Annotated in this window: 16 protein-coding genes; 15 read left to right on the top strand and 1 reads right to left on the bottom strand. The window is 32.9% G+C overall.

What is annotated here, in order from left to right; translation table 11 throughout:
- Positions 1–14 precede the first annotated feature (14 nt).
- The 9 genes from H0I26_RS14875 (at position 15) to H0I26_RS14835 (ending at position 13,272) form a co-directional block, all read left to right on the top strand.
- Complete coding sequence (locus H0I26_RS14875) at positions 15–1,781, top strand: sodium:solute symporter family protein (RefSeq protein ID WP_090838693.1); 1,767 nt, start codon at positions 15–17, stop codon at positions 1,779–1,781.
- A 207-nt stretch (positions 1,782–1,988) separates the two neighbouring features.
- Entirely contained in the window at positions 1,989–2,183 is a 195-nt protein-coding gene (locus tag H0I26_RS14870) for a hypothetical protein (RefSeq protein WP_218699784.1), read from the top strand.
- Positions 2,176–4,866 carry a sensor histidine kinase gene (locus H0I26_RS14865; protein WP_218699783.1) on the top strand — a complete coding sequence of 897 codons (2,691 nt, stop codon included), beginning with the start codon at positions 2,176–2,178 and terminating at the stop codon, positions 4,864–4,866. The genes H0I26_RS14870 and H0I26_RS14865 overlap by 8 nt, the downstream gene beginning before the upstream one ends.
- Before the next feature lie 16 nt (positions 4,867–4,882).
- A complete protein-coding gene (locus H0I26_RS14860; protein ID WP_218699782.1) occupies positions 4,883–5,248 on the top strand; it encodes a response regulator transcription factor in 366 nt (121 codons plus the stop codon).
- Between the two features lie 292 nt (positions 5,249–5,540).
- Entirely contained in the window at positions 5,541–7,436 is a 1,896-nt protein-coding gene (locus H0I26_RS14855; RefSeq protein ID WP_218699781.1) for an acetate--CoA ligase, read from the top strand.
- 206 nt (positions 7,437–7,642) lie between these two features.
- On the top strand, positions 7,643–9,550 hold the full coding sequence (gene acs / locus H0I26_RS14850) for an acetate--CoA ligase (RefSeq protein WP_218699780.1): 1,908 nt from the start codon (positions 7,643–7,645) through the stop codon (positions 9,548–9,550).
- 863 nt (positions 9,551–10,413) lie between these two features.
- Positions 10,414–10,986, top strand: coding sequence for a Crp/Fnr family transcriptional regulator (locus H0I26_RS14845; RefSeq protein ID WP_101018932.1), 573 nt, complete (start codon positions 10,414–10,416; stop codon positions 10,984–10,986).
- A 57-nt stretch (positions 10,987–11,043) separates the two neighbouring features.
- Positions 11,044–11,778 (top strand): acyl-CoA desaturase, encoded by a 735-nt coding sequence (locus H0I26_RS14840; protein ID WP_218699779.1) that lies wholly within the window; start codon positions 11,044–11,046, stop codon positions 11,776–11,778.
- A gap of 267 nt (positions 11,779–12,045) precedes the next feature.
- The gene (locus tag H0I26_RS14835; protein WP_218699778.1) at positions 12,046–13,272 is read left to right on the top strand and encodes a class I SAM-dependent rRNA methyltransferase; all 1,227 of its coding nucleotides are present in this window, start codon (positions 12,046–12,048) and stop codon (positions 13,270–13,272) included.
- A gap of 129 nt (positions 13,273–13,401) precedes the next feature.
- On the opposite strand, the gene H0I26_RS14830 is transcribed toward H0I26_RS14835, so the two are convergent.
- Entirely contained in the window at positions 13,402–14,118 is a 717-nt protein-coding gene (locus H0I26_RS14830; protein ID WP_218699777.1) for a hypothetical protein, read from the bottom strand.
- Positions 14,119–14,467: 349 nt separating this feature from the next.
- Between H0I26_RS14830 and H0I26_RS14825 the strand changes: the two genes are divergently transcribed.
- The 6 genes from H0I26_RS14825 (at position 14,468) to H0I26_RS14800 (ending at position 19,334) form a co-directional block, all read left to right on the top strand.
- Entirely contained in the window at positions 14,468–14,653 is a 186-nt protein-coding gene (locus H0I26_RS14825; protein WP_218702124.1) for a hypothetical protein, read from the top strand.
- Between the two features lie 27 nt (positions 14,654–14,680).
- Positions 14,681–16,309, top strand: a complete 1,629-nt coding sequence (locus H0I26_RS14820) for a tetratricopeptide repeat-containing sensor histidine kinase (protein WP_218699776.1) — start codon at positions 14,681–14,683, stop codon at positions 16,307–16,309.
- Between the two features lie 3 nt (positions 16,310–16,312).
- Positions 16,313–16,978, top strand: coding sequence for a response regulator (locus tag H0I26_RS14815; protein ID WP_218699775.1), 666 nt, complete (start codon positions 16,313–16,315; stop codon positions 16,976–16,978).
- A 415-nt stretch (positions 16,979–17,393) separates the two neighbouring features.
- On the top strand, positions 17,394–17,867 hold the full coding sequence (locus H0I26_RS14810; protein ID WP_218699774.1) for a thermonuclease family protein: 474 nt from the start codon (positions 17,394–17,396) through the stop codon (positions 17,865–17,867).
- A gap of 19 nt (positions 17,868–17,886) precedes the next feature.
- Complete coding sequence (locus tag H0I26_RS14805) at positions 17,887–18,240, top strand: hypothetical protein (protein ID WP_218699773.1); 354 nt, start codon at positions 17,887–17,889, stop codon at positions 18,238–18,240.
- Between the two features lie 347 nt (positions 18,241–18,587).
- Positions 18,588–19,334: an NYN domain-containing protein gene (locus tag H0I26_RS14800; protein ID WP_218699772.1), complete on the top strand. Its 747-nt coding sequence runs from the start codon at positions 18,588–18,590 to the stop codon at positions 19,332–19,334.
- Positions 19,335–19,353: the final 19 nt, after the last annotated feature.

The raw sequence follows: 19,353 nt of genomic DNA, 5'->3' as shown, positions 1-19,353 counted from the left end.
AAAAATAAGATATTATGAGTGTACAATTTTGGACATGGTTATTAGTAGGAATTACTTTTGCCTTATATTTTGGAATAGCAATTTGGGCCCGAGCAGGCTCAACTAAAGAGTTTTATGTTGCTGGTGGAGGTGTTTCTCCGTTAGCAAATGGTATGGCTACCGCAGCCGATTGGATGAGTGCCGCCTCCTTTATTAGTATGGCTGGTATTATCTCCTTTTCAGGATATGATGGCTCAGTTTATCTTATGGGATGGACTGGTGGTTATGTACTGTTAGCGTTATTATTAGCACCTTACCTGCGTAAATTTGGAAAGTTTACAGTGCCAGATTTTATTGGAGATAGATATTACTCAAACACAGCAAGAACAGTAGCAGTAATTTGTGCATTAATTGTATCTTTTACATATGTTGCAGGTCAAATGCGTGGTGTAGGTATTGTGTTTTCTCAATTCTTACAGGTAGATATTAATATAGGTGTTATCATTGGGATGACGGTTGTTTTAACTTTTGCGTTATTAGGAGGAATGAAAGGGATCACATACACACAAGTCGCACAATATTGTGTCTTAATTTTCGCTTTTATGGTACCGGCATTTTTTATCTCTTTACAAATGACAGGAAACATTATTCCTCAAATTGGAATGGGAGGTAAGGTTGAAGGTGGCGCCTTTCTATTAGATAAATTAGATTTATTACATACAGAACTTGGATTTAACGAGTATACCAGCGGAACAAAATCCACTTGGGATGTTTTTGCAATCACATTAGCATTAATGACAGGTACTGCGGGATTACCTCACGTAATTGTACGTTTCTTTACAGTGCCAAAAGTAAAAGATGCCCGTAAATCTGCTGGTTATGCTTTATTTTTAATTGCTATTTTATATACAACAGCACCTGCAATTGCAGTATTTTCAAGAACTAATTTAATTGAAACGGTTAGTAATAAAGAATATAAAGAAATTCCAGAATGGTTTAAAAACTGGGAAAACACTGGGTTAATAGCATGGTCTGATAAAAATGGAGATGGAAAAATCCAATATGTTGCAGGTGATGCCTTATCAAGTAAAAAACCAATATATACAGATGCTAGAGGCGCAAGTGGAGAACGTATCGTGTCTAATGTTAGTGATGCTTCAAATGAGCTTTATGTGGATAGAGATATTATGGTATTGGCAAATCCAGAGATTGCAAACCTACCAAATTGGGTTATTGGATTAGTGGCAGCCGGAGGATTGGCAGCAGCACTATCTACAGCAGCAGGATTGTTGTTAGTAATTTCGACATCTGTGTCTCACGATTTAGTTAAAAAACAATTAAAGCCGGATATTTCTGATAAAGACGAATTGAAAGTTGCAAGATTAGCCATTTTTGTAGCCATCTTAATTGCGGGGTACTTCGGTATTAATCCGCCGGGATTTGTCGCAGCGGTCGTCGCACTAGCATTTGGTCTCGCAGCAGCGTCCTTTTTTCCTGCTATTATTTTAGGAATATTTGACAAGCGTATGAATAGCGAAGGTGCTATTTCAGGAATGGTTGTCGGTATTGTTTTAATGTTATTCTACATGATGAAATTTAAACTCGACATGTTTGGTGGTGGTACAAAAGAAGATTGGTGGTTTGGTACATCTCCAGAAGGATTTGGTACTATAGCAATGATTTTAAATGTTGTGGTGTCATTAGTGGTATCACGTTTAACACCTGCTCCACCTCAGAATGTGCAAGATATGGTTGAAAGTATAAGAATCCCTTCAGGAGCTGGAGAAGCTCAGGATCATTAAGGCATTGAGTTCGGTCTTTAAACGTTTTTAGCGTTCGCTGAAAATTAAAGAACTTAATTTTAATTTAGTTAGTATGCAAATCAGCATTACATTTATGTAGTGCTGATTTCTTATATTAGTAGAATAAACAAAATTCTGTGACTAAAATCATGTCAGACTGAGCCAAGTCGAAGTCTAACCAAAAAAATATTTAGATAATAATTTCCAATGAAAAAACGCCACGAACAAAAGCTAGTTGTATTATCAATAGCATTATGTTTAATTTTTAATATTCCATTCATTTTAGTCTTTAACTTTGAAGGCGCCATTTTTGGTATTCCATCCTTGTATTTTTCAATATTCTCAATTTGGTTAGTGTCTATCGTTATTTCATATATCGTATTAAAACGCCACTATGAATAACTACGCACTAATTGCTATCATTGTAATTTATTTAGCGGTGTTATTTTACATTGCTTTTCTTGGTGAAAAAAAGAAACAAAGCAAATGGGTTAATAATCCTTATGTGTATACGCTGTCTTTAGCGGTGTATTGCTCTGCATGGACGTATTACGGAAGTGTTGGTATTGCAGCCAATTCAGGAATTAATTTTTTGCCAATCTATTTAGGGCCAGTTATAGCAGCGCCTTTATGGATTGTGGTGCTTCGGAAGATTATTAGGATTTCTAAACAGCATAAAATTTCGTCTATTGCCGATTTTATTTCACTACGTTATGGAAATAGTCGATTTCTTGGAGCATTAGTAACTATAGTCTGTTTGTTTGGAACCTTACCATACATTTCATTACAATTAAAAGCAGTTTCCGAAACGTTTGAAATTATGTCCGACGATACTAGTTATGTTTCTACAACTGTCATTGACGATTCTACTTTTTATGTCGCTTTATTGTTAGCGATATTCGCTACTTTTTTTGGGACACAAAATGCGGATGCTTCCGAAAAACATAAAGGAATCATTGCTACTGTGGCTTTTGAGTCGGTTTTAAAACTAGTATTCTTTTTGGCTATAGGAGTTTATGTGACCTATTACTTATTTGATGGGACTACAGATATTTATAATCAGATTTCAAAAACTGAAAATTTTAAACAACTCACTACGCTTAGCGGAATAGAAGATGGCTTTAATTGGTTTTTTCTAATTGGCTTGTCCTTTATGGCTATATTTTTATTACCAAGACAATTTCAGGTTTCGGTTTTAGAAAATAACAGAGAAAAACATCTTAAAAAGGCTATTTGGTTGTTCCCATTGTATTTATTATTATTTAATCTGTTTGTTATTTTTATAGCTTGGGCCGGTAAAATCACGTTTGGCTCGACTCAAAATGCGGAATATTACTCGTTATTATTACCATTAGAAAATGGGAATTCGTTTTTGGCAACATTAGTTTTTCTAGGTGGTTTTTCCGCCGTAATATCAATGGTTATTGTATCAACCTTGGCATTGTCTACTATGGTGAGTAACAACTTGATTATTCCTTATGGGTTTTTAGATAAGTTTATAAAAAACCAACCAGAACGAAACTCCAAGTACATTAAGAATATCCGTCGTATTTCTATTTTTACAATTATTATTACAGCGTATTTTTTCTATGTGTTATTCTCAAAAGAATTATCGTTGTATTCTATTGGATTAATATCATTTGTTATTATTTCGCAATTAGCGCCTTCCTTTTTTATAGGTTTATATTGGAATCGTGGTGCTTCTAAAGCAGCAATTATTGGTATATTAGTTGGATTTTTTATAGCGGTGTACACACTAGTACTGCCATTTACATTGCAGGCTTATACAGGTACAGACGATTTTACGCAGTTTGGTTTATTCGGTATTTCAGCTTTAAAGCCTTATGCATTGTTTAGTATTGACTTTTTAAGTCCACCGGCTCATGCCTTTTTCTGGAGTATGACGTTTAATATCATGAGTTACTTAGTGTTTTCATTAACATCCAAAGGAAATTATAGAGAACGTAACTATGCAGAGATGTTTGTGGATAGTAATAACTTTACGACACTTCAGGATAGTGCATTGGTTTGGAAAGGAGAAGCATATGTAGCTGATATTAAAAGTGTATTAATTCGTTTTTTAGGTGAAAAAAGAGCCACTCGTGCGTTGACCATATTCTTCACCAAATACAAATTACCTCAAGACACGCAGCTAGCAGATGCACGATTAATTAATTTTTCTGAAAAACTCCTAACAGGAAGCATTGGTTCGGCTTCAGCCAAAATATTAATTGCCAGCGTAGTCAAGGAAGAGCAAATTAGTTTAGTCGAAGTCTTAAAGATTTTAGAAGAGTCCAAGGAAAACATCGTCAGTAATAAAGTATTATTAGAAAAATCTAATGAATTATCTCAGCTATCTTCAAAACTAAAAGATGCCAATAACGAATTAATAAGTAAAGACAAGCAAAAAGATGAATTTTTGGATACAGTGGCGCATGAGCTAAAAACACCTATTACAGGTATTCGAGCTGCTACAGAGTTGTTGATGGATGAAGATGATGATATGCCACAAGAAATAAAAGCACAGTTTTTAAAGAATATTCTTCAAGACTCAGATCGGTTAGGACGATTAATACATAATATCCTTGATTTTGAAAAACTTGAAACGGGACGTTTACATTTAGATATGCAATACCAAGATATTCAAAAAACGATTATTAAAGCGATTAGTAGTATTTCTCAGATTGCAGCTAAAAAGGAGGTTGCAATCGTAAATAAAAACACACATGCATTTAATACTAATTATGACGAAGATCGAATCCTTCAAGTATTAACCAACTTACTATCCAATGCAATCAAGTTTTGTAACCCAAAAACAGGGATTATTGAAGTAGATTATAAGTTAGGAAATCAAACGGTAGAAATCTCTGTAACAGACAATGGTAAAGGGATTCCGGAAGAAGATCATAAGTTTGTTTTTGATAAATTTTACCAGTCAAAACATCAAAATACTATTAAACCACAAGGCAGTGGATTGGGTTTAGCAATCACAAAACAAATCGTAGAAAAGCATAACGGAAAAATTTGGGCAAAAAAAGACGTTAAAAATGGGGCAACACTTGTTTTTACGATACCTTTTAAGTAAATTGGTATCGTAAAGTATGAAGAAGAAAATTTTAATTGTTGACGACGAGCCAAATATTGTTATGTCGTTAGAATACACTTTCAAAAAGCAAGGTTTTGAAGTGTTTATAGCAAGAGATGGAAGTGAGGCTTTAGAAATATTAAAACATCATATTCCTAACATTATTTTGTTGGATGTTATGATGCCAAATGTAGATGGTTATCAAACCTTGACACATATTAAAAATACAGGTAGTTTAAAGGATACCAAAGTGGTTTTTTTAACTGCAAAAAATAAAGCTTCAGATATTGAAAAAGGTTTAAAACTTGGAGCAGATAAGTATTTAACAAAACCTTTTTCAGTAAAAAAAATAGTTTCAGAAATATTGGAACTAGTGACTTAAAATAGTTTTTTAAGTTTTTTTAAAATTGGTTTTGTGTGCAAACAAACTAAGTTTAATTAAAGTTTAAAGACATGAAATTTCACATCAACCCATTAGCGTCAGATATTATAATTAGTATTTATATTATCGCTACGCTTTATCTTAGGTTTAAATTTGAAAGTCAAACCTATACAAGTCCAATGCTATCTATAGTTTTGGGGCTTTGTTTTGTGCTTATAATCTATGCACTTGTCAAATTAAAAGTACTTAATCCCAATTGGTTCGGCTTATTTAATTCTAAAAAAGTCTAGCTATGTATTATCAAGAATTTTATAGAAAAAGTATAGACCAACCAGCGCAATTTTGGCAAGAACAAGCTATGCAATTGGAGTGGTTTAAAGTGCCAAAAACCATATTGTCTAAGGATAAATATGACTATGATCAATGGTTTGAAGATGGGCAACTTAACTTAAGTTATCTGTGTATTGATAAGCACATCAAAGAAGGGTTTGGAGATCAGAATGCTATTATTTACGACTCTCCTGTAACTAATGTAAAACAGCATATCACTTTTAATCAATTACATCATGAAGTGTCAAAACTGGCAGGTGGATTGCAACGTTTAGGATTGCAAAAAGGAGATACATGTATTATTTACATGCCAATGATTCCGCAAGCCTTATATGCTATGTTAGCTTGTGCTAGAATAGGAGTAATACATTCGGTAGTATTTGGTGGTTTTGCACCACATGAGTTGGCTATTAGGATAGACGATTGTAAACCAAAAGCAATAATTACAGCATCCAACGGAGTAGAGATTCAGAAAATAATACCTTATAAACCATTTGTTGATCAGGCCATCACTAAAGCTAATAACAAACCAGAACATGTCATCGTTTTTGATCGCCAATTAGGTGTTGAGATTCCGAAGAAAAGCTACGATATAGATTATACAACTTTAGTAGAGGCATCGCCCTCCATTGCTGCTGTTGCTATAGAGTCTACACATCCGTCATATATTTTATATACATCAGGAACAACAGGCACACCAAAAGGTATTATTAGAGATACGGGTGGTTATGCAACCGCTTTAAAATTCTCTATGAAATACATTTATGGCGTAAACGAAGGCGAAACATTTTGGGCAGCAAGTGACGTTGGGTGGGTTGTAGGACATAGTTTTATAGCTTACGGACCATTATTAAATCGAAACACAACCATTCTGTTTGAAGGAAAACCAATCAAAACACCAGATGCATCGACTTTTTGGCGTGTCATTAGCGAGCATAATGTAAAAGCAATGTTTACAGCGCCTACTGCTATTAGAGCAATCCGAAAAGAAGACCCAACAGGGCATATGTTAAAACGTTTCGATTTGTCGTGTTTGAAATATCTCTTTTTAGCAGGAGAACGTTGCGATGTAGCAACTTTAAATTGGGCCGAAGACAAGTTGAACGTACCTGTAATTGACCATTGGTGGCAAACAGAAAGTGGATGGCCAATGATTGCTAATATGGTTGGCGTAGGATTGCAGGAGATAAAACCTGGATCGGCAAGTTTACCTGTAAGTGGTTATGATATTCAGATTTTAAATGAAGAAGGTGAAGAGGTGCAGTCTAGCGTAGAAGGTTATGTTACCGTAAAATTGCCTTTACCACCAGGAACATTAAGTAATCTATGGGAGAATCCAGAGCGTTTTAAATCTGGGTACTTAGAGCGTTTTCCTGGCTATTATTTTTCAGGAGATGGTGGTTATAAAGACGAAGATGGTTATGTATTTATAACCGGTCGGGTAGATGATGTTATTAATGTGGCGGGTCACCGATTATCGACCGCAGAAATGGAAGAAATTGTGTCCTCACATAAATCGGTAGCAGAATGTGCTGTATTTGGTGTCCATTGCGAACTTAAGGGACAAAAACCATTAGGGTTAGTAGTTTTAAAAACAGAAATAGCTTTAGATAACGATGCCATTCAAAACCAAATTATACAAGCCGTGCGTCAAGAAATTGGTGCAGTCGCTTCTTTTAGAGAGGTGTTAGTTGTTAACCGATTGCCAAAGACACGAAGTGGAAAAATTCTTCGTAAATTGTTGCGTAATATCGCAGACGAACAACAGTATAATATACCATCAACCATTGATGATGTTACTATTATAGACGAGATAAAAACAGTATATAAAACCCATAGTATTGGGATTCATAAATAAACTATATATGATTTTTGAGAAACAATACCTTTTAACAAAAAACATAAATAGTAATTGACACACTGAGCGCAGCCGATATATCATCAAGATAGATAAGTATGGTTTGTCAGATTGAGCGGAGTCGAAGTGTCTAGAGAAAAAAACTAAATTAATAATATAAATATCCCACTAAACACAATTAAAGTGTTTAATAAATTAAACTAATTATGAGTAATTATCACATAAAACATTTAGAAGAGTACTACCAAGTTTACCGTAAATCCGTCAGAAACCCAGAAAGCTTTTGGGAAGAAATCGCAGAAGAGCATTTTATGTGGCGTAAAAAATGGGACAACGTTTTAAGTTGGGATTTTTCTAAACCTGAAGTTAAATGGTTTGAAGGCGCTAAATTAAACATTACAGAAAACTGTTTGGATAGGCATTTATATACAAGAGGAGATAAAACAGCAATTATTTTTGAGCCTAATAGTCCAAAAGAAAAAGCGCTTCATATTACATATAGAGAATTACATGAGCGTGTTTGTAGATTTGCCAATGTGCTTAAAGATAACGGAGTAGGTAAAGGCGATCGTGTTTGTATTTACTTGCCAATGATTCCAGAATTAGCAGTCTCTGTTTTAGCATGTGCCCGTATAGGTGCGATACACTCTGTAGTTTTTGCAGGGTTTTCTTCAACAGCATTAGCAACCAGAATTAATGATAGTGATTGTAAAATGGTAATCACATCAGATGGGTCTTATCGTGGCGCAAAAACAATCGATTTAAAAGGGATTGTGGATGAGGCTTTAGAGGAGTGTCCAGATGTAAATACTGTATTGGTAGCAAAACGTATCAATTCAGATATATACATGCAAGAAGGGCGTGACCAATGGTTGCAACCACTATTGGACGAAGCCTATCACGATTGTGATCCAGAAATTATGGATGCAGAAGATCCATTATTCATTTTATATACCTCAGGATCTACCGGAAAACCAAAAGGAATGGTACATACCACAGCAGGTTATATGGTATATACGGCGTATACGTTTAAAAATGTATTTCAATACAGAGAGGAAGATGTGTACTGGTGTACAGCAGATATCGGTTGGATTACAGGACACAGTTATATTGTTTATGGGCCATTATGTAATGGAGCAACAACCGTTTTGTTTGAAGGCGTGCCAAGTTACCCCGATTTTGGACGTTTCTGGGAGATTGTAGAAAAACATAAAGTGAGTCAGTTTTATACGGCACCAACCGCTATTAGAGCACTAGCAAAAGAAGGTATAGAGCATTTAGAAAAACACGATTTATCGTCTCTAAAAGTCTTAGGTACCGTCGGAGAACCTATAAATGAGGAAGCTTGGCATTGGTACGATGATAATGTAGGTAAGAAAAAAGCACCAATTGTAGATACTTGGTGGCAAACCGAAACTGGAGGTATCATGATTACACCAATCGCATTTGCTACTCCAACCAAGCCAACTTACGCAACACTACCGTTTATTGGAGTGCAACCAGCATTAATGGATGAGCATGGACAAGAAATTAAAGGAAATCAGGTCGATGGACGTTTATGTATAAAATTCCCTTGGCCAAGTATGGCAAGAACCATTTGGGGAAACCATCAACGCTATAAAGACACGTATTTCTCTGCTTATGACAATATGTATTTTACAGGAGATGGTGCCTTACGTGATGAGGTTGGGTATTACCGTATTACAGGTCGTGTAGATGATGTGATCATCGTATCTGGACACAATTTAGGGACTGCACCAATCGAAGATGCTATTAACGAGCATCCTGCAGTATCCGAAAGTGCAATTGTAGGCTTTCCGCACGATATTAAAGGAAACGCATTGTATGGTTACGTAACTCTTAAAGAAACAGGGGAAAGTAGAGATCATGTGAATCTACGTAAAGAAATAAACCAAATTATTACAGAGCAAATAGGACCTATCGCTAAGTTGGATAAAATTCAGTTTACAGACGGATTACCTAAAACCCGAAGCGGAAAAATTATGCGACGTATTTTACGTAAAATAGCTAGTAATGAGACCGATAATTTGGGAGATACAAGTACATTACTAAATCCAGAATGTGTGCAAGATATTATGGATAATGTATTGTAATGTCATTGCGAGAAGGTACGACGAAGCAATCTTGAATAATAATATATAAAACTATTATTTGGGCATTACACTTTTCCGCTTAAGCTACAAAGTGTCGGGCTATCCGTTATATCTTTTGCTAAAAGGCAAAAGGATGCCACTACTATCCCTAATGCAAAAAACGCAACCTCAAAAAGGTTGCGTTTTTTTTTATTATTTATTTAAAAAAGAATTCAGAGTTAAGTAAGCCCATAACAGTAAGTATTCCTTCCCTTTTTTTAGGGAAGGTGGATTCATGCTTTCTAAAAGCATGGATTCGGAAGGGTTTGACATAAGAGTAATCAAACCTCAGTAAGTCCACAACAGTAAGTATTCCTTCCCTTTTTTTCAGGGAAGGTGGATTCATGCTTTTTAAAAAGCATGGATTCGGAAGGGTTTTCTTGGTAGTAAAAAAGACCACCTCTTTCTTTAAAATTCTTTTAAGGGAATTTTAAAATCATTCTCCTCCTTAAAAAAAGGAGGAGACTTTTACTCGGCTGTTCTTACGAGTCTATTTTTATGTGATTTTAATAATTGTTATATTTTCTAAATATTAGTTTAATTAAACCACAACAGTAAGTATTCGGAAGGGTTTTATTTAAGAGTAATCAAACCTCAGTAAGCCCATAACAGTAAGTATTCCTTCTCTTTTTTCAGAGAAGGTGGATTCATGCTTTCTAAAAAGCATGAATTCGGAAGGATTTTATTCAATAAAGTTTAAAAAAAATAAAAATCTACCATTAATTTTAATATTAGGACTTATTTCTTAAAACGATCACAGTATTTAAGTCAAAATTAATATAACTATTAAATTATATGGCGATATTTGCAAACGATAAGTAAATATGGTAAACATTAGAGAATATATAGAAAAAACGGTCTCCATTTCTGATGCAGATTGGCAATTGTTTTCTTCTAAATTAAAAAATAGAATCTTCAAAAAAAAGACCACTATTTTAGATGTTGGAGAGACGGAAAACTATATCTCATTTATAGAAGAAGGTATTGCGCGCTTTTTAATTCCGAAACAAGAAGAAAAGAAAGATTTAACTTTTGGTTTTTGTTTTAAAAACGAATTTGTTAGTGCGTATGATTCATTTCTTACTAAAAAACCATCACTTTACAAATTGCAAGCGCTAACAGATATTTCCATGTGGAGTATTTCATATCAAGATTTACAGGAAGTATATGAGAAAAGTTTTGCAGGTAATGTTATTGGTCGCTTGTCTTCAGAGCGTTTATTTTTGATCAAATCAAAACGAGAACAGTCTTTGTTAAATGAGTCTGCAGAAACCCGTTACCTTAATTTATTTACAGAACGTCCCAACTTAATAAAAGAGATTCCGCTGAAGTATATTGCTTCTTATATTGGTGTGACACCACAGGCGTTAAGCCGAATTAGAAAGCGTATTTCTTAACTTAGGTTCATTTTATTTCTGATTATTATTATAGACCTTTGTAATAAAACAAAGACTATGACTATTATAATCTTTATCATTATTTTATGGTACACAGGTTTGTTCTTTCAAACCTTCTTTTTGCACCGTTACGCAGCGCACCAAACATATACAATGTCTAAAGTTACAGAACGCGTTTGTTTTGTATTAACATGGGTATTTCAAGGCTCTAACTATTTAAGTGCTTATGGTTATGGCGTAATGCATAGGATGCACCATGCGTATGCAGATACCGAAAAAGATCCACATTCTCCTAAATACGATAGTAACTTGTTCACGATGATGTGGCGTACCAAAAACATTTATCAAGACATTAATAAAAAGCGTATTGCAGTAGCGGATAAATTTACTAAAAACGTACCACAGTGGAAGGCATTTGATAAAATAGCAAGTTCAAGAATTTCTAGATTATCATGGGCAGCAGCTTATATCGTGTTTTTTATTGTTTTTGCAACCGCTTGGTGGCAATGGTTATTATTGCCAGTAGCCTTTTTTATGGCTCCGATCCACGGTGTTATTATTAACTGGTTTGCTCACATTTACGGTTACCGTAATTTTAAGGTTAGCGATACTTCTAAAAATCTATTACCCATTGATATTTTAATGATGGGAGAAGGGTATCATAATAATCACCACTCACATAGTGGACGTGCAAACTTTGGAGTACGCTGGTTTGAAATTGATTTTACTTACTTAATAATGGTTGTTTTAGATAAACTACGTATTATTAAAATTAAGAAAACAGCAGTTTAGTAGATCTTTTGCTCGTTACAGATACTTTTTTAAGAGCTCTTTATAACTTGTCTTTAATATATTTATACTTATAACCGATGTGGTGATTATTGTAATCTCACATCGGTTATTTTGTTATGTGTTTATTGGTTGTATTTAATAATTGATCTAGTATTAAAAGTGTTATGTATGACGTCTCAAAATTATTACATTTTAAAAGCACAATTTTTATTGTGCTAGATAGCTTTGTGATGCTAACAATGATAATAAAAACACTAATTTTGTATCATGATAATTTCTGAAGCAATACCATCCAACTTAAAGTCAAAACGATTAGCAGTAAAACTAACGTCTAATGGGGAACAATATGTACATCAAGGACATCCTTGGGTGTTTTCAGATAGTATAGTTAAGATTAATAATGATGCTAATACAGGAGATTTAGCTATTATTTTCGGAAAGCGAAGAAATGCCATGATTGGCATCGGGCTATATGATGCCAATTCGCCTATCCAATTGAAAATGATTTATAATGATACAGCATCTGTGGTAATTGATGCTGAGTTTTTTAAGCAAAAAATTCAAACTGCTTACACAAAGCGCTTACCGTTATTAGAAACCAATACTAATAGTTATCGCTTATTATTTGGCGAAAATGATGGTTTTCCGTCGTTAATAGCGGATGTTTATGCCGATGTATTGGTGGTTAAATTGTATTCAGAAATTTGGTTACCCTACATACATTCTATTTTAGAAAGTTTAATAAGTATTTCAAAATGTAAAACAGTTGTTATCCGATTAAGTCGTGGTTTGCAACAATCCAAAACACACCAATTAAAGGATGGCGCTGTAGTTTATGGGACACTTGAAAACGAGGTTGTTCAGTTTGTAGAGCATGGCGTTAATTTTTCGGCAAATGTTATAAAAGGACATAAAACAGGTTACTTCTTAGATCACAGAGATAATAGAAGACAAGTTGGTCTGTTTAGTAATGGTAAAACAGTTTTAGATGTTTTTAGTTACGCAGGGGGATTCTCCGTGCATGCTTTAGCTAATGGAGCTACAGAGGTAACTAGTTTAGATATTAGTGCACAAGCATTAGAAATTGCAAAACAAAATGGAGAACTAAATACGTATTCAGGAGTACATCATACCATTGCGGACGATGCTTTTAAAGCTTTAAAGCATTTGGTAAAAAAAGGAGTTGTTTTTGATGTTGTAGTTATTGATCCACCAAGTTTTGCGAAGCAGCAAACCGAAATAGATTTAGCCAAGAAAAAATATGCACAATTAGCACAGTTAGGAGAGCAATTAACCGCAAAAAACGGGTTGTTAGTATTGGCGTCTTGTTCTAGTCGTGTAACAGCACAAGCATTTTACGATATTAACATAGCAACACTATCTAGTACAAAAAGAACTTTTAAAACTATTAAAAACACACAGCATGATACGGATCATCCTATTGGATTCCCTGAAGGTGCCTATTTAAAATGTGGATATTATCGTTTTGATTAGGTTTTATACTTCTAATTTAAAAGAAAGCTAATATCTATTGACTGTTATACTATTAACCATTGGATATTGATTTTATGGTAAAGTATTGTCTTTATGGCATAAATTAACGAACATTCTGTGTTACTATACTTATCGCTTAAACCTCTTCCATATATGTGTTTTTATCATGTAAGGTGTTATTCTTTTTAAAGTTTTTCCTGTAATTGGATGGGCTCCATAACTTGTGAAATAGTCTAAATCACCAGTATTATTTTTTTCATACCATAAATTTTCTGCGCCATTAATTTTAAAAAACGGATAAGTAGAATCTGGTTTTATACGTCTAAAATTCTCTAAAATATACTGGTCTTTTGATAGAGACCGCAAGTCTTCTTTTTTATCACATGAAACAAGTTCATAGTGGGTGTTATTGACCCAAATCATACAGTCTTTTTTTGTAGTATCATAACCGAAGTAGCCAATTATAATTGCTATAATTGAATAGCTCATTATTTTTTTTCTATTGAAATTAAAAGATTGACTCTCTTTTTTAAAGCTGTTATCAGTTATATCATTTGCCTCTAATACACCTTTTTGATTATAAAATTCCGAATAATCTTCATATCCTAAATACTGATATAAAGCATTAATAACTTTTGGTTGCTTGATATTGGTTTCTTCATTTTCTTTTATGGCCGAATTGTAGTAGTTTCTCAAGCTTTTTTCTCCAAAAGCCAATCCTGAATAGTCTTCTATAATTAATGAAATATTTTTAGCGAGATGGGTTAAAGACGGTGTCTTTATGCCTTTTTTTATTTCTTCTTTTTTGGCTTTCTCAAAGGCGAAAATAATTAGCTTTTTATGCATTTTTTTTAGTTGTTTTTATCAGGAAAAAGTTAGGATTTTTTTTTCTCAAAAGTTTCCTAAACACTTCCTAGTGGTTTCCTATTCGTTTTCTAATTGTTCCTTTTATTTGCTTCAGAATTAATTTATGTCATAATCATAATATGGTTTATGTCATTGATCAATTCAATACTAGAGTTGCGAAGTAAATTGATATTAGTAATTGGGAAGTAATAATATCTAATTACTCCTGCGCTCTAAACTTCCTGAAAGAGAGACGTCTCTTTATTATTTAAATGTGTTGTTAAACTATAAAAGTATCTGAGTAAAATCTCGGACAGCAACACTTATGTTTAATTTTTAATACTACAAAATGAATAAAATATATGTTATAATGTTTACGGTTTTCCTCAATGTGACATTATTTTCTTGTACACCAGAGAATATAGTTGAAGATATTAATTCCACCCAGATCTGTTGTGGCGAGGATGGTGAATTAGAACCACCTCCGCCACCACCACCAACAGAAGGAGGGAAAATAACTCAAGGCGGTAAATAACTAAAAAATAGTTGCTATTTTAGAGGAATGAAATTATTTAAATATTCATTCCTCTTTTTTGTTTTTTTTATGGTTTATAAAACCAGTTTTTCTCAACAAACTAAGGATAGCACAGCTTATTATGTTGATATAATAGAACATGTAAAATCTAGTGATGATTTAGTAAAGGCATATCAGTTTTTTCAAAATGATTTAAAAAAAGAATTAAACAAGAACAATATTAAAAGAATAGCCTACGATTTATTACATATATCTATAATAGAATATAAGGTAGGATTTTATTATGAAAGTGAGGTTTCGGTAGTGAAGGCTATAGGATTAATTGATAATGAAAAAAAAGTAGATTCATATTATTTAAGACTTAAAGCTATATTATATAATCGTTTGGGGATTTTATATAAAGAACAACGTAATACCACAAAAGCTATAGAAACATATAAAACGTCTTTTGCTTTAGCAGAAACAGCAAGAGATAGTATGACGCTTTATAATAATATATCTAATGTATTAAAAGAGGATAAACAGTTTGAAAAAGCAGAAGTAGAGCTTCTAAAAGCGCATAGTCTGTTTGATAGAGTTAATGATTCAACTGAAAAAGCGAGAGTATTAGATAATTTAGGTTTTGTGAAATTTAAATTAAACAAAGCGGAAGGTTACCCATTAATGTTAGAGGGTTTGAAAATTAGGAAGTTATTGAATAATAAATATAATTTATATGCTAGCTACAACCATTTATCCAATTATTATAAAGAAAAAAAAGATTACAATACAGCAAAGGCATTTGCACTAGAAGCATTCGATATTGCGAATACTATTAAGAGTGCGGCTTACAGAGAAGATGCGTTTAAATTAAGAGTGAATTTAAATGATTATTCTGTTTTTGAAGCATATTTGAGACTAAGTGATAGTATTAAATTAGCGAGGCAAACTAACTTAAATAAATTTGCTTCAATGAAATATGATTACAGTAAAAGTGAACTTAAATCTCAAAAAGAGAAAACTAAAAAACAACAGTATCAATTTATAGTAGTGCTCCTTTCTATTATTGGTATATCCTTATTCTTTTTATTAAAAAACAAACATAAAAAAGAAAAATTACTAGAAATCTATACTACAGAAACTCGTATTTCTAAAAAAGTACATGACGAAGTGGCTAATGATGTTTATCAGGTTATGACAAAACTACAAGGTGATATTATTGTAAAAGAAGATGTTTTGGATGATTTAGAGCAGATTTATACCAAAACTAGAGATATTTCAAAAGAAAATAGTGCCATTGATGTTGCGCACGATTTTAAAGATCTACTTACAGATTTATTATTAAGTTATAAAAGTGATCAAGTCAATGTGATGACCAAAGGACTTTCAGTAATAGAGTGGGAAGTACTTTCAGATATAAAAAAGACAGCAGTTTATAGGGTTCTTCAAGAGTTAATGACTAATATGAAAAAACATAGCGAAGCTACAATTGTAGTATTAGTCTTCATTCAAAAAAATAAAAAAATAGAAATAAGTTATAAAGATAATGGTGTTGGAAGTGTGTTAAAAAAACAAAATGGTTTACAAAATGTGGAAAACCGTATTCAGTCTATTAATGGAACAATTACTTTTGACTCAGAAATTAACCAAGGGTTTAAAGCCTTTTTTATAGTTTAAATTATGTTTAAAAAAGTTTTGATTTCGGATGACTTAGGAAGTATCAATCAGGGGGTGTTAACCGTTTTAGGTAGCTTGTCTATTACTAATATAAAACAAGTACAATATTGTGATGACGCGTATTTAAAAATTAAAAAAGCCAGTTTGGATGGGGTACCTTTTGATTTGGTAGTAACGGATTTATCGTTTGTAGCAGATCATAGGGAGCAAACCTATAACTCTGGAGAAGATTTGGTAAAGGCTTTAAAAAAAGACTATCCAGAAATAAAAATCATCGTTTATTCTGTAGAAGATCGTTTGCAAAAAGTAAGAACTTTGGTTAATACGTATCAAGCTAATGCTTATGTATGTAAGGGGAGACGTGGTTTAATCGAGCTTAATAAGGCCATAACGACAGTTTATAATAACGAGCAATATGTGTCTCCGCAAGTGCAACAGGCACTGAGCCCAAAAACCAATTTAGAGATTGACGACTACGATATAGAATTAATCCGATTATTGTCTACTGGATTATCTCAGGGCCAGATTGCAACACACTTAAAAGCTCAAAATTTGTTACCCAATAGTGTCAGTTCCTTAGAAAAACGTCTGAATAAGCTACGGATCCAATTTAAAGCTAGAAATGCAATACATTTAGTAACTATAGTTAAAGATTTGGGGTTATTTTAAAATAAAACACTCTTTTTACGGAAAACCGTAAAATAGAAAGTAATGGATTGCTTAAAATTGCATGTTATTAGTTACTAGTTTATTATAAAGGGAATTAGAGGTAGCCAGCAATGGTTGCCTCTTTTTTTTGAGAATAGTTTTTAAAATGAATTAAGTTTTTATATGTCAAGATTATAATATATTTTTTTTAACCTAAAGTTGAGTTCTAGAATTAATAATAGCAAATCATTTAGTTTTTCTACTCAATTTACATGCCTTACGGAAAACCGTAAGGTTTTGTTTTTTAAAGGGTTTATTTTTGGAGTTAGTAATATGTAATTCGTAAAATTATATTATGTTAAACCAAATTATATAACCGATGTCTAAACTCTGGCTATCTTCATTATTGCTTATCATTTTACTATGTTCATTTACTATGAATAGTAAAGTAAAACCAACAATACTAACAGGGAAAGTGATAAGTATTATGGATGGAGACACATTTAAGCTTTTGACCAAAGACGCTACAACTGTAAAAATAAGATTAGCAAACATAGATTGCCCAGAAAAAAAGCAACCTTTTTCTACAAATGCTAAGCGTTTTGTTTCGGAAGCCATTTTTAATAAAAATGTGACCGTTCAAATATTAAAAAAAGATAGATATAGACGTTTAATAGCTAATGTGTTTTATGGAGATTCTATAAATCTTAATCATCAATTGGTTAAAAACGGATTGGCATGGCATTATGTAAAATATTCTAAGGATACTCTCTTGCAAAGTTTAGAGGATAGTGCTAAAAAAAATAGGTTGGGCTTATGGCAAGAGCTAAATGCTATTTCACCATGGCAATGGAGAGCTAATAAGAAAGAAGCATCTAGATTAAAAAAACTAAATAAAAATAAGGATTAAAAATAAACCCAAGTTTAAAATGAAGCTCTTAAAAATCCTATTACTAGTTTTAACCTTTGCTTTTGTAAATAGTGCTGTAGGTCAAACAGTTTACACCACTAAAACAGGAGAGAAGTATCATAAATCTAATTGTAGGTATTTAAAATATTCTAAAAAGGAATACACCTTAGAAAAAGCTTTAGCACTTGGTTTTTCTGCTTGTTCCGTTTGTAAGCCAGGAAAGGGAACAACATCAGCGAATGCAATATCAAATAAAAAACAAACTAGTACAGTAAAAAGTACTACAGCGTTACAATGTATAGGTAAAACAAAAACAGGAAAACGTTGTAAACGTAAAACTAAAAATGCTAATCAAAGATGTTATCAACATTGAAAATAGGACTGAAGGCGTGCTTTTACAACGTGTAGAGTAAAAACCAAGACGTATCTAAAAGTGTTGCCTATTAAAAAAAGACTATATTTATAAAATAAAATTGAAGGTAATTAATCTTAAGAAATAAAGTCATGGCTAAATCACAAGATTCAAAAAAGAACGTAAAAAAGGAAGCAGCATTATCACCAAAAGAGAAAAAAGCTGCCAAATTAGCTAAAAAAGCAGCTCGTAAATAACGAGTTACCTATAGTTTAATAAAAACCACTCTATTTAGGGTGGTTTTTTGTTTTAAAGCTTTTATCTTTAGTGTTATCAATAAATAAATTTGTAAAAAACGTTTAAAAATTATGGATATAAAATTAGCAGTACTTATTGATGGGGATAATATACCATCAGCCTATGTAAAAGAGATGATGGAAGAAATTGCTAAATATGGTAACCCAACTATAAAGCGTATTTATGGGGATTGGACCAAGCCAAACCTGAACAAATGGAAAAGTTTGTTGTTAGAAAATGCGATTACACCAATACAGCAATACGGATATACGACAGGTAAAAATGCTACGGATTCTGCCATGATTATTGATGCTATGGATATTTTATATTCAGAAAAAGTAGATGGCTTCTGCTTGGTTTCTAGTGACAGCGATTTTACGCGTCTTGCTACGCGTTTACGTGAAGCAGGCATGAAAGTGTATGGTATTGGTGAAAAGAAGACGCCAAACCCTTTTATAGTGGCTTGTGATAAGTTTATTTATATCGAAATTCTTAAAAATGTTGCAGAAGAGAATACCTCGGAAACTACAACTAAATCTTCTGGCACTAAAAACAACTACGATACCATTACTGCAAAAGAAATTAAGTTTATCACATCAACTATAGATGATGTGTCAGATGATGATGGTTGGGCCTTTTTAGGTGATGTTGGAAGTTTATTACAAAAGAAACAACCTAATTTTGACTCTAGAAATTATGGTTTCCAGAAGCTAACCCCTTTAATAAAGTCTATTTCTACGTTTGAAATCGAAAGACGTGAAGCTTCTAAAGGGCGAACAAAATTGATTTATGTACGTATCAAACGAGGTAAAAAATAACCAGAAGATGTTATCATTG

It is taken from the genome of Olleya sp. HaHaR_3_96 (genome assembly GCF_019278545.1).
Lineage (GTDB): Bacteria > Bacteroidota > Bacteroidia > Flavobacteriales > Flavobacteriaceae > Olleya.
This window is presented reverse-complemented; position numbering and strand designations above follow the sequence as displayed.